The 10,328-nt window shown below is 76.3% G+C and carries 11 protein-coding genes and 1 other RNA gene; 6 read left to right on the top strand and 6 right to left on the bottom strand.

The genetic code is table 11. The annotated features are described in order from the left end of the window. Positions 1-4: 4 nt before the first annotated feature. Positions 5-376: a nuclear transport factor 2 family protein gene (locus ACFVXK_RS02780; protein WP_389609726.1), complete on the bottom strand. Its 372-nt coding sequence runs from the start codon at positions 374-376 to the stop codon at positions 5-7. A 70-nt stretch (positions 377-446) separates the two neighbouring features. Between ACFVXK_RS02780 and ACFVXK_RS02775 the strand changes: the two genes are divergently transcribed. After that, entirely contained in the window at positions 447-1,322 is an 876-nt protein-coding gene (locus ACFVXK_RS02775) for a LysR family transcriptional regulator (protein ID WP_389609724.1), read from the top strand. A gap of 19 nt (positions 1,323-1,341) precedes the next feature. Here the strand turns inward: ACFVXK_RS02775 and ACFVXK_RS02770 are convergent, their stop codons facing one another. Together ACFVXK_RS02770 and ACFVXK_RS02765 are read right to left on the bottom strand one after the other, a co-directional pair. Beyond that, entirely contained in the window at positions 1,342-1,989 is a 648-nt protein-coding gene (locus tag ACFVXK_RS02770; RefSeq protein WP_389609723.1) for an HAD-IA family hydrolase, read from the bottom strand. A gap of 33 nt (positions 1,990-2,022) precedes the next feature. After that, positions 2,023-3,120 (bottom strand): hypothetical protein, encoded by a 1,098-nt coding sequence (locus ACFVXK_RS02765; RefSeq protein ID WP_389609722.1) that lies wholly within the window; start codon positions 3,118-3,120, stop codon positions 2,023-2,025. A gap of 172 nt (positions 3,121-3,292) precedes the next feature. Between ACFVXK_RS02765 and ACFVXK_RS02760 the strand changes: the two genes are divergently transcribed. Genes ACFVXK_RS02760 through ACFVXK_RS02750 form a run of 3 tightly spaced genes read left to right on the top strand, consistent with a single transcriptional unit; the run spans position 3,293 to position 6,410 of the window. Continuing rightward, complete coding sequence (locus tag ACFVXK_RS02760; RefSeq protein ID WP_389609720.1) at positions 3,293-4,153, top strand: Nif3-like dinuclear metal center hexameric protein; 861 nt, start codon at positions 3,293-3,295, stop codon at positions 4,151-4,153. Continuing rightward, positions 4,150-4,893 carry a zinc ribbon domain-containing protein gene (locus ACFVXK_RS02755; RefSeq protein ID WP_389609730.1) on the top strand — a complete coding sequence of 248 codons (744 nt, stop codon included), beginning with the start codon at positions 4,150-4,152 and terminating at the stop codon, positions 4,891-4,893. The genes ACFVXK_RS02760 and ACFVXK_RS02755 overlap by 4 nt, the downstream gene beginning before the upstream one ends. Then, entirely contained in the window at positions 4,893-6,410 is a 1,518-nt protein-coding gene (locus ACFVXK_RS02750; RefSeq protein WP_389609718.1) for a bifunctional RNase H/acid phosphatase, read from the top strand. The genes ACFVXK_RS02755 and ACFVXK_RS02750 overlap by 1 nt, the downstream gene beginning before the upstream one ends. 27 nt (positions 6,411-6,437) lie before the next feature. On the opposite strand, the gene ACFVXK_RS02745 is transcribed toward ACFVXK_RS02750, so the two are convergent. Together ACFVXK_RS02745 and rnpB are read right to left on the bottom strand one after the other, a co-directional pair. Beyond that, a complete protein-coding gene (locus ACFVXK_RS02745) occupies positions 6,438-6,650 on the bottom strand; it encodes a hypothetical protein (protein ID WP_389609716.1) in 213 nt (70 codons plus the stop codon). Between the two features lie 73 nt (positions 6,651-6,723). Next, an RNA gene (gene rnpB, locus ACFVXK_RS02740) (RNase P RNA component class A) lies at positions 6,724-7,125 on the bottom strand. Between the two features lie 77 nt (positions 7,126-7,202). On the opposite strand from rnpB, the gene ACFVXK_RS02735 reads away from it, so the two are divergent. Together ACFVXK_RS02735 and ACFVXK_RS02730 are read left to right on the top strand one after the other, a co-directional pair. After that, positions 7,203-7,937 carry a MerR family transcriptional regulator gene (locus ACFVXK_RS02735; RefSeq protein ID WP_389609714.1) on the top strand — a complete coding sequence of 245 codons (735 nt, stop codon included), beginning with the start codon at positions 7,203-7,205 and terminating at the stop codon, positions 7,935-7,937. Then, positions 7,934-8,752 carry a hypothetical protein gene (locus ACFVXK_RS02730; protein ID WP_389609712.1) on the top strand — a complete coding sequence of 273 codons (819 nt, stop codon included), beginning with the start codon at positions 7,934-7,936 and terminating at the stop codon, positions 8,750-8,752. The genes ACFVXK_RS02735 and ACFVXK_RS02730 overlap by 4 nt, the downstream gene beginning before the upstream one ends. Here ACFVXK_RS02730 and ACFVXK_RS02725 read toward each other — a convergent pair. Further along, a complete protein-coding gene (locus ACFVXK_RS02725; RefSeq protein ID WP_389609710.1) occupies positions 8,749-10,194 on the bottom strand; it encodes an RNB domain-containing ribonuclease in 1,446 nt (481 codons plus the stop codon). The genes ACFVXK_RS02730 and ACFVXK_RS02725 overlap by 4 nt on opposite strands. Positions 10,195-10,328: the final 134 nt, after the last annotated feature.

Genomic DNA, 10,328 nt, shown 5'->3' with positions numbered 1-10,328 from the left:
GGCCTCACCCCTGCCGCTCGGCGAACCCCGCCAGCAGCCCGCGCGGGTCGAAGGTGACCCGGATCCGGGTGATCTTCCCGTCTGCCACGTGCATCCAGTTCGCCGTCGGGGCGGGCGGCGCGACGGTGGTGCACAGGTCGAACCAGGTGATCACCTCGTCGCCCTCGGCCACCCGCACCTTCACGTCGATCCGCTCCAGCACCTGCCCGAGCCCCTTGAGCCCGGCCAGCGCCTCCTGCGTGCCCTGCGCCGTCCCCAGGGCCCCGACGAAGTCGACGTCCTCGGCCAGCAGCCCGCCCATGGTGTCGAAGTCGCCCGCCTCCCAGGCGGTGAAGTAGGTCTCGGCCAGCTCTCGTGCGCTCTGCGTCTTCGTCATGCCTCCATCCTGGCGCCCCCCTTCCCATCCGTCCAACAGATGGATCGGATGCCAGCTATCATCATCAGATATGGAGATGCACCAGCTGCGCTACTTCGCCGCCGTCGTGGACGAGGGCACCTTCACCGGCGCCGCCCACCGGCTGCACGTCAGCCAGTCCGGCATCAGCATCCAGGTGGCCAAACTGGAGCGCGAGCTGGGCCACGCCCTCTTCGAGCGCTCCGGCCGCCAGGTCCGCCTCACCCCGGCGGGCGAGGCCGTCCTCCCCCTCGCCAAGAGCGCCCTCGCCACCCTCGACGCCATCCGGCACACCGCGGCCGAGTTCGCCGACGCCGTACGGGGCCGGGTCAGGCTCGGCATGGTCATGGGCTGTTCGATCCCGCCCTTCCTGGACACCCTCGCCGACCTCGGCCGCAGCCACCCCGGGATCGAACTCGGCCTGCACGAAGGGCACTCCGACGACCTCCAGGCCCAGGTCCTCTCCGGCACCCTCGACCTCGCCCTGATCGGCTACGCGGGAGAGCCCGCCACGGGCCTGGAGGCGGACGTCGTCGTCGACGAGCCGATCGCCGCCGTCGTCCCGGCCGGGCACCGCCTCGACCGGCCGGAAGCACCCCTCGGCGCCCTGCGCGGCGAGAAGGTCCTCTGCCTCCCGCCGGGCACGGGCATCCGCGCCGCCTACGAGGACTCCTGCCGCCGCGCCGGCCTCGACCCGCGCGTGGACCTCGAAGCCAGCTCCCCGGCCGCACTGCTCCGCCTCGCCGAGCGCGGCGCGGGCGTCGCCGTCCTCAGCGCCTCCTCGGCCCAGGCCCCCGGCCTGCGCGCCGTCCCGTTCGCCGACGCCGCCGTCCGCGCCCGCCTCGGCCTCGTCACCCGCCCCGGCCGGCACTCCCCGGCCGTCGGCCTGCTGCGCACCCGGCTCCTGGCCGCCATGCGCCCCGCCTGACCCAGGCCCTGTCCGGCCCCTACCCCTCCAGGAAGGCGAGCGCCCCGCGCAGGTCCTCGGGCCCCCGGAAGTGGACGCCCGTCATCCCGAGCGCCACGGCCGCCTCCACGTTCCGCCGGTCGTCGTCCACGAACAGGCAGCGCTCGGGCGCGGCGCCCGCCCGGCCGGCGGCGATCGCGTAGATCTCCGGGTCGGGCTTGGCCACCCCCTCCAGGGCGCTGTTGACCACGTGGTCCGCGAGGTCCTCCAGCCCCAACGCCGCCAGGTCCTCGCCCAGGTCCAGCGCGGCGTTGCTCACCAGGACCAGCGACAACCCGGCCGCGCGCGCCCCGCGCAGGGCGGAGACCACGTCCTCGTCCGCCCAGAACGGGGAACGGGCCAGCGCTCCGGCCAGCTCCCGCGCCCGCGACCCGGGCAGCGGGAACCCGTCGCCCAGCCGCTCGGCGACGGACTGCGCCCACTGGTCCTTGGTCGCCTTCCCGAGGAGCAGCGGAGCGATCTGTTCCGGGTCGAAAGCGACCTTGGCCGTCGTCCCCTCCGGCAGGCCGGCCGCGCGCTCCAGCTCGTTCAGCGGGGAGGAGTCGTAGAACCGGATCACGTTGTCGACGTCGCACAGGACCGCGTCGAAGGGGCGGGCGGTACCGGGGGCAGGGGTGGCTATCGTCATGTCCCCTCCCTATCACGCCACTTCGAACGGGCCTCAGCCCAGCGGGGCCTCCCGCAGCGGCACCGGGCGGGCGGCCGGCTTCGGCGGCGGGTCCACGTGCACGGGCGGCGGCGGGGCGGCCGGCTGGCTCAGGCCGACGGTGCCGCAGGGGACCTCGGGGGTGGAGTACGGCAGGCGCAGCCGGCCCTCCGGGGTCCACAGGCCGGTGCCGAGCCAGCCCGCCGGTGCGCCGAGCCGGAACACGTACCGGTCCGCCGGACGCCACAGGGCGAGGCCCGCCCCGCCGACGCGCAGGGCCACCCCGCAGGTCTCCGGCATCAGGACCTGGCCCGGCTGGACCGCGAAGGGGTGGGCGTCCTCCAGCCGCAGGCACTCCGGGAAGCGCACCGGGCGGGCGCTGCCCAGCACCCCCCAGCCCAGCCGCGGCTCGCCCGGGGCGTCCGAGCGGATCAGCAGCAGCCCGCTGTCCGGGGCCGCCATCAGCAGCCGGTCGTCACTGTCCTCGGCGATCTGCAGCAGCGGGGTCACCACCCCGCCCCGGGTCAGGTCCACGGCCACCGCCTTGACCCGCCCGTCCTGCTCCCGGTCCAGCGACAGCAGCCGGCCCGCGCGGTCCAGCCAGACCCCGCCGGAGCAGCGGCCCGGCAGCACGGCGGCCCGCCGCGGCCCGTCGGAGGCGTGCCCGGCCACCTGCCAGACGGTGGTCTCCTCGTCCCCCACCGCCAGGGCGTAGGCCGCGCTCCCGTCGGGGCAGGGCGGCAGCAGCCGCACCCGCAGCCCCTCCTCGGCGTCGATCCCGCCGAGCCCGAGCTCCCCGGTCCGCGGCCCGGCCCCGGAGCCCGCGGCGCGCGGGCCCGTGTACGTCCCCGAGGGGTAGAGCAGGGCGAACGCGTGCCGGTCGGCGACCCGGCGGTGGATCAGCACCCGCCCGTCGGCCAGCGGCAGCACCTCGCTGTCGGCCTCCTCCGGCTGCGCGAGCGGCAGCGGCACCGCGTACGGCTCCGGCCCGCCCAGCGTCCACCGCTCGGGATAGCGGGCCTCCCCCTCCCCGGCCAGCCGCGCGGCGTACGCCCCGTCGGTGGTGATCGTGAGGGGGGCGGTCGTGGTCATCTCGGTGGCACAGACAGTCATCCGGCCGTCACCTCCGGGGAGGAACCTAGGTTTCGCGCTTCCGGCCGGACAACACGACCGCGCACGCTTCACACGTACGGGTGGCACCGCCGCGGTTCTCCGGTGACGACGGGACCGGCTGTGCCGTCCGGGTGACAGGCTGGGCGGTCGCCACGGACGGTAGCCTTGGCCCGTGCCCTCTCTCTCTGAAGTCATCGCCGCGCTGGACGCTCTCTGGCCCCCCTCGCGGGCCGAGCAGTGGGACGCCGTCGGCACCGTCTGCGGCGACCCCGACGCCGAGGTCACCCGGGTGCTGTTCGCGGTGGACCCCGTCCAGGAGATCGTCGACGAGGCCGTGAAGCTCGGCGCCGACCTGGTCGTCACCCACCACCCCCTCTACCTGCGCGGCACCACCACCGTCGAGGCGGGCACCTTCAAGGGCCGCGTCGTGCACACGCTGATCAAGAACGACATCGCGCTGCACGTCGCCCACACCAACGCCGACACCGCCGACCCCGGGGTCTCCGACGCCCTCGCCGGCGCCCTCGACCTGCGCGTCACCGGCCCGCTCGTGCCCGACCCGACCGACCCCGCGGGCCGCCGCGGCCTCGGCCGGATCTGCGAACTGGACCACCCCGAGACCCTGCGCGAGTTCACCGCCCGCGCCGCCGCCCGGCTCCCGCGCACCGCCCAGGGCATCCGCGCCGCCGGCGACCCCGACGCCGTGATCCGCACCGTCGCCGTCAGCGGCGGCTCCGGCGACAGCCTCTTCGCGCAGGTCCGCGCCGCCGGCGTGGACGCGTTCCTCACCGCCGACCTGCGCCACCACCCGGTGTCCGAGGCCCGCGAGCAGAGCCCGCTCGCCCTCGTCGACGCCGCCCACTGGGCCACCGAATGGCCCTGGTGCGAGCAGGCCGCGGCCCAGCTCGACGCGATCTCCGAGCGCCACGGCTGGGGTCTGCGGACCCACGTCTCGCGCACGGCCACCGACCCGTGGACGGCGCACGCGCCGTCCGAAACCACCCCTTCTAGTCCCTCTGGAGCCCCCAACTGAACGCCGAGCCCGCCGACCAGATCCGACTTCTCGACGTCCAGGCCCTGGACGTCCGGCTGTCGCAGCTCGCCCACAAGCGCAAGTCGCTGCCCGAGCACGCCGAGGTCGACTCCCTGACCAAGGACCTCGCCCAGCAGCGCGACCTGCTCGTCGCCGCCCAGACGCAGGCCAGCGACGCCGCCCGCGAGCAGACCAAGGCCGAGCAGGACGTCGACCAGGTGCGCCAGCGCGCCGCCCGCGACCAGCAGCGCCTGGAGTCCGGCGCCGGCATCTCGGCCAAGGACCTGGCGAACCTGCAGAGCGAGGTCGCCTCGCTCGCCAAGCGGCAGGCCGACCTGGAGGACGTGGTCCTGGAGGTCATGGAACGCCTGGAGGGCGCGCAGGAGCGCGTCACCGAGATCACCGGACGGGTCTCCGCGCTGGAGGCCAAGCTCGCCGACGCCACCGCGCGCCGCGACGCCGCCACCGGTGAGCTGGACGCCGAGGCCGCGAAGGTCACCAAGGACCGCGAGGTCGTCGTCGGCTCCATGCCGGCCGACCTGATGGCCCTGTACGAGAAGATCCGCACCAAGCAGGGCGGGGTGGGCGCGGCCCGCCTGTACCAGCGCCGCTGCGAGGGCTGCCGCCTGGAGCTCGACATGGCCGAGGTCAACGAGATCAAGGCCGCCGCCCGCGACCAGGTCGTACGCCACGAGAACTGCGGCCGGATCCTGGTCCGTACGGCGGACTCGGGCATCTGATGCCGCGTTTCGTCGTGGAGGCCGACGGCGGCTCCCGGGGCAACCCGGGTCCCGCCGGCTACGGCGCGGTCGTCCTGGACCCGGTCACGGGGGAGACCCTGGCCGAACGCGCCGAGTTCATCGGCGTCGCGACGAACAACGTCGCCGAGTACCGGGGCCTGATCGCGGGGCTGCGGGCCGCGCGGGAACTCGCCCCCGACGCGGAGGTCCGGGTCCGGATGGACTCGAAGCTCGTCGTGGAGCAGATGTCGGGCCGCTGGAAGATCAAGCACCCCGACATGAAGCCGCTCGCGGCGGAGGCGGCGACGGTCCTGCCGCGCGGGCAGGTCACGTACGAGTGGATCCCGCGCGAGCGCAACAAGCACGCGGACCGGCTGGCCAACGAGGCGATGGACGCGGGCCGCCAGGGCCGCCAGTGGGAACCCTCCGCCTCCACGGCCGCCCTCGCCCCGTCCGGTCCCCCCGGCGACGCGGCGAAGGGCGCGGCGGCGGCCCGCGCCGCCCTGGCCTCCGCCGGTCCCACCAGGTCCGCCGCGCCCGCCGCCTCCGCCGGGAAGCCGTCCGCCGGAGCGGCCGGTTCCGCGACCGCCCCCGCCGCGTCCGCGGTGCGCGCGGTCGAAGCCCCCGCCCCTGACGGCACCGCCGCCGACCTGCGCGCCGCACGGAGCGCGGCCACGCCGGAGGCGGGGACGCTGTTCGGCGGCGCCGAGTCCGAGTCCGAGTCCGTGTCCGGTGCGGCCTCCGCCGACGCGCGTGCGGCCCGTGGGGCGGCTGTGCCTCCACCGGAGGCGGGGACGCTGTTCGGCGGTGCCGACGCCCGCGCCGCGGCCCCGGCCGCGGCCGACCGCCCCCGTTCCACCGCCGGAGGCACCGGCTGGGGCGGTCCCGACATGGGCGCCCCCGCCACCTTCGTGCTGCTGCGCCACGGGGAGACCGCCCTCACCCCGCAGAAGCGGTTCTCCGGAAGCGGGGGGACCGACCCGGAGCTGTCCCCGGCCGGGCGCCGGCAGGCCGCCGCCGTGGCCGAGGCGCTGGCCGCGCGGGGCACCGTGCAGGCAGTCGTCAGCTCGCCCCTGCGCCGCTGCCGCGAGACCGCCCAGGCCGTCGCCGACCGCCTCGGGCTGCCGGTCACCGTCGAGGAGGGCCTGCGCGAAACGGACTTCGGCGCCTGGGAGGGCCTGACGTTCGCCGAGGTGCGCGAGCGCTTCCCCGACGACCTCCAGGCCTGGCTGGACTCCCCGAAGGCCGCCCCCACGGGCGGCGGCGAGAGCTTCGCCGCCGTCACCCGCCGGGTCTCGGCCACCCGGGACCGGCTGCTGTCCGCGTACGCGGGCCGCACGGTCCTGCTGGTCACGCACGTGACCCCGGTGAAGACCCTGGTCCGCCTCGCGCTGGGCGCCCCGCCGGAGTCCCTGTTCAAGATGGAGCTCTCCGCGGCCTCCCTCTCGGCGGTGGCCTACTACACCGACGGCAACGCCTCGCTCCGCCTCCTCAACGACACCTCGCACCTGAGGTAGGACGCGGCCGGCGTGCGGCGGTGGCGGTCAGTCGTCGCCGCCGCCGTCGTCCCCGTTCCGGCTCGGGCCGCCGCCGAGGCCCCGGCGCCGGCTCCGCGCGGCCGCCAGCGCCACCGAGCCCAGCGCCAGCGTGACCCGTGCGGCCCCCCGCACCCACGGCGGCCCGCCGCGGTCCGCCCACACCACACACGCGGCCCCGCCGGCCGCGAGGGCCAGCAGCACGCTCAGGACGACGGTCATGCCCCCACCTCCACCTGTGGTCCGGGACGCACAACGCCCCGGACCGGAGAATCCCCGGTCCGGGGCGTTCGGCAGGACGAGCCGGCCTGTACGCCGGGTTCTGTCGCCCGGAGACCTCGCGGTCGCCGGGGAGACGGCCATCCATCTAGGACCGGCGTTGCCGCCGGCCTCGTGCGGTCTACCCGCGAACTCGGGCGGGCAGCCCTCAAGCGTTCGCGCAGACCCGTCCGGGGACGGATCCTCTTGACCTTGCTCCAGGTGGGGTTTACCTAGCCGCCTGAGTCACCTCAGGCGCTGGTGGTCTCTTACACCACCGTTTCACCCTTACCGGAGGCCGAAGCCCCCGGCGGTCTGTTTTCTGTGGCACTGTCCCGCGGGTCACCCCGGGTGGGCGTTACCCACCACCCTGCCCTGTGGAGCCCGGACGTTCCTCGGCGGGATCCGGGGATCCCGACGCGGCCGCCCGGCCGACTCGTCTGTCGTGCCGACCATGCTACCGGCTGCCGGCGGCGGCTTGACCTTGACGCAGCGGCAGGGTTTCTACTGAGGGGCATGCGGATCGGAGAGATCGCCGCGCTCGTCGGGGTCACCACCCGGGCGGTCCGGCACTACCACCATGTCGGGCTGCTCCCGGAGCCGGAGCGGCGGCCCAACGGCTACCGGGCCTACACCGTGCGCGACGCCGTGCTCCTGGCGCGGGTGCGCCGGCTCACGGAGCTCGGGCTGGGCCTGGACGAGGTGCGCGACGTCCTCGCGGACGACGCCGGGCGCGAGCTCGCCGAGGTGCTGGCGGAGCTCGACGCCGACCTCGCCCGGCAGGAGGCCGAGCTGGCCGAGCGGCGCAGGCGGCTCGCCGCACTGCTGGCCGCCGGGCCGGGTGAGGGGGAGCCGGTCTCGCCCGCGCTCGCCGCGCTGCTGGCCGGGGCGCGGCCCACGGACTCCCCGGCCGCCGCGAAGGACCGCGAGCACCTGATCCTGCTGGACGCCACCGGCGCCGCCGGGGAGGAGCTGTACGCCGTCCTGGGGCCGCTCGCCGCCGACCCGGAGGTGCTCGCGCTGTACGAGCGGCTCGACGAGCTGGCCGACGCCCCCGCGGACGACCCCCGGATCGGCCCGCTCGCGGAGGCCATGGTCGCCGCCGTGCCGGCCGCCGCCTTCGCCGCGATCCCGTCCGACGGGCCCGTCGTCCCCGGCTTCGGGGAGGCGCTGCTCGCCGAGTACGCCCCCGCCCAGGCGGAGGTCGTCCGCCGGGTGATGGCGGCTTTCGTGGGGAGGGGGACCGGGTGAGGGCCGTCCGCGCGGCCCGGGTCGTGGCAGCCGTCGCGGTGCCGGGCGAGGTGCTCCTCGTACTGTGCCTGGCGGCCGGGGTGCGGCCGCCCGGCCGGGTGATTGCCAGCGTCGAGGCGGCGGTGCTCGGGGCGCTGCTGCTGGAGGGCTGGGTGCTGGGCTCGCTGCGGCGGCGCACCGGCTCCTGGCGGGAGGCGGTGCGGGCCGTGGTGCCGGAGCGGGTGCGCCGGCTGCTGCTGCACGAGCTGCGGGCCTGCGCCTCCCTCGGCCGGTGGGTGGCCCGCCGCCCGCACGGGGTGCGGCCGGGGGACCTCGCCGCCGCCTACACGGGGCCGCAGACGGCGATGATGTACGGGCTGCTGTTCGTGTCGCTGGTCGAGACCGTGGGGCTCGCCCTGCTCATCCCCTGGCCGGCCGTGCACCGGGTGGTGCTCGTGCTCGACGTCTACGGGGTGCTGCTGGTGCTCGCCCTGCACGCCGCCTGCGTGACCCGACCGCACGTCGTACGGCCCGACGGGACGCTGCGGATCCGCTACGGGGCCCTGTTCGACCTCACCGTCCCGCCGGACGCGGTGGCCTCGGTCCGGGTGGACCGCCGCTACCCGGAGGGCCGGCTGGTCACCGTCTCCGAGGACGGGGCCGGGGACGGGGTGCTGGACCTGATCGTGGGCAGCCAGACGACGGTCACCCTGGAGCTGACCCGCCCCCTGGAGTTCCGCCGCCCCCTCGGCGCCCGCGCCCGGGCCCGGACGGTGCGCTTCCACGCCGACGACCCCCGCGCCCTGGTCACCGCCCTGCGGCAGCCCACGGCCTAGACCGGAGCGAAGAGGATCTTGGCGGTGCCCGGGTCGGCCTGGGTCAGGCGGACCCGGATGCGTTCGCCCAGCGGCAGCGCAGCCGTCTCGGACCGGACCCGGCCGACCACCGCCGGGTCCTCCAGGTGGACCGTCCCGGCCTGCGGGTCCCGCTCCTCGACGTCGATGACCGTCGCCTCGAAGGCCTCCCCGACGCGGTCCTTGAGCAGGGCCGCCTCGACCAGGTCCACGCACTCCCGCTCCACGGAGTTGGCCAGCCGCGTCCCCTCCTGCATCTCGTGCGGGAGTCCGGCCAGGGCCTCCACCGCCCAGGCGGGCGGAGCCGTCCCCGCCACCGCCGCCACGCACAGCTCCCCGGCGTAGCGGTCGACGAGCCGGCGCAGCGGTGCGGTGCAGTGCGTGTACGGCGCCGCCACCGCCGCGTGCACGGCGTGCTCGGGCCGCTCGCCGCCGGTGAACACCGTGTACCCGGCGCCGCGCAGCAGGGCCGTGCACTCCTGGAGGAACGCGGCGTGCGCGGGGATCCGCGGGTCGAGGGAGCGCACCAGCGCGGCGTACGGGACGTGGTGCGGCCAGTCGATCCGCAGGGCCTGCGCGGCCCGCCGCAGCCGGCCCACCGCGCCGTCGGGGGCGGCCGGCAGGGTGCGCAGGATCCCGGTCCCGGCGGCCAGCATCAGGTCGGCGGCGGCCATGCCCGTCATCAGGGAGATCTGGGCGTTCCAGCCGTCCGCGGGCAGCGGCGCCCGGTAGGCCAGGCCGTACGAGCCGTCGGGCGCGGGGACGACCTCCTGCTCGGGGACGTTCAGGGAGATCCCGCCGCGCTCGGTCTCCAGGGCCTCGCGCAGGGTCCCGATGTCCTTCAGCAGGGCCAGGGCCGGCTCGGCCGTCCCGGTGTCGACGGCCTTCTGCACGCCCTCGTAGTCGAGTTTGGCGCGGCTGCGGACCAGGGCGCGGTGGACGTCGGTGGTCTCCACCCGCCCGTCGGCGTCCAGGTCGAGCCGCCACAGCAGGGCCGGGCGGGTCTGGCCGGGCAGCAGGCTGGCCGCGCCCTCGGAGAGCACCTGCGGGTGCAGGGGGACCCGTTCGTCGGGGAAGTAGAGGGTGGTGACCCTGCGGTGGGCCTCGGTGTCGAGGGCGCCGCCGGGGGTGACGAAGGCGGCGACGTCGGCGATGGCGTAGTGCACGCGGTAGCCGCCGCCGGGGCGCCGCGCCAGGTGCATGGCCTGGTCGAGGTCGACCGAGGACGGCGGGTCGATGGTGAAGAGGGGGACGTCGGTGGCGTCCTCGGCGGGCAGCCGGGGCGCGGCGGCGGCCCGTTCTGCCTCGGCGAGCACCTCGGCCGGGAAGGCGTCGGGCACGCCCAGGCGCGTCCGCAGCTCACGCAGCGCGGCGCCCAGGGAGGCGCCGTCCGCACCGGCCATGTGCATGTGACGGCGTGGCATGGACCGAGCGTATGTCCTGCCCGGGAGATCTTCTCGGCGGCGGCGCGCACGGCCGCCGGCCCCGGCCCGGCCCCGGCCCGGCCCCGACTCGGCCCCGGCCGCACGCGGGCGTCCCGTCCGCGGGAGTGCGGATG

This window comes from Streptomyces sp. NPDC058157, assembly GCF_042884105.1.
In the GTDB taxonomy this organism is placed as follows: Bacteria; Actinomycetota; Actinomycetes; order Streptomycetales; family Streptomycetaceae; genus Streptomyces.
Note: the sequence above shows the minus strand (reverse complement) of the source record. Positions and strands in the feature narration are given on the sequence as shown.

What these genes read in the sequence shown, in the direction of transcription:
- ACFVXK_RS02775 (WP_389609724.1), top strand. Translation starts at nt 447, where the DNA reads ATGGAGATGCACCAGCTGCGCTACTTCGCCGCCGTCGTGGACGAGGGC.
- ACFVXK_RS02725 (WP_389609710.1), bottom strand. Translation starts at nt 10,194, where the DNA reads ATGCCACGCCGTCACATGCACATGGCCGGTGCGGACGGCGCCTCCCTG.
- ACFVXK_RS02780 (WP_389609726.1), bottom strand. Translation starts at nt 376, where the DNA reads ATGACGAAGACGCAGAGCGCACGAGAGCTGGCCGAGACCTACTTCACC.
- ACFVXK_RS02770 (WP_389609723.1), bottom strand. Translation starts at nt 1,989, where the DNA reads ATGACGATAGCCACCCCTGCCCCCGGTACCGCCCGCCCCTTCGACGCG.
- ACFVXK_RS02745 (WP_389609716.1), bottom strand. Translation starts at nt 6,650, where the DNA reads ATGACCGTCGTCCTGAGCGTGCTGCTGGCCCTCGCGGCCGGCGGGGCC.
- ACFVXK_RS02750 (WP_389609718.1), top strand. Translation starts at nt 4,893, where the DNA reads ATGCCGCGTTTCGTCGTGGAGGCCGACGGCGGCTCCCGGGGCAACCCG.
- ACFVXK_RS02765 (WP_389609722.1), bottom strand. Translation starts at nt 3,120, where the DNA reads ATGACTGTCTGTGCCACCGAGATGACCACGACCGCCCCCCTCACGATC.
- ACFVXK_RS02735 (WP_389609714.1), top strand. Translation starts at nt 7,203, where the DNA reads ATGCGGATCGGAGAGATCGCCGCGCTCGTCGGGGTCACCACCCGGGCG.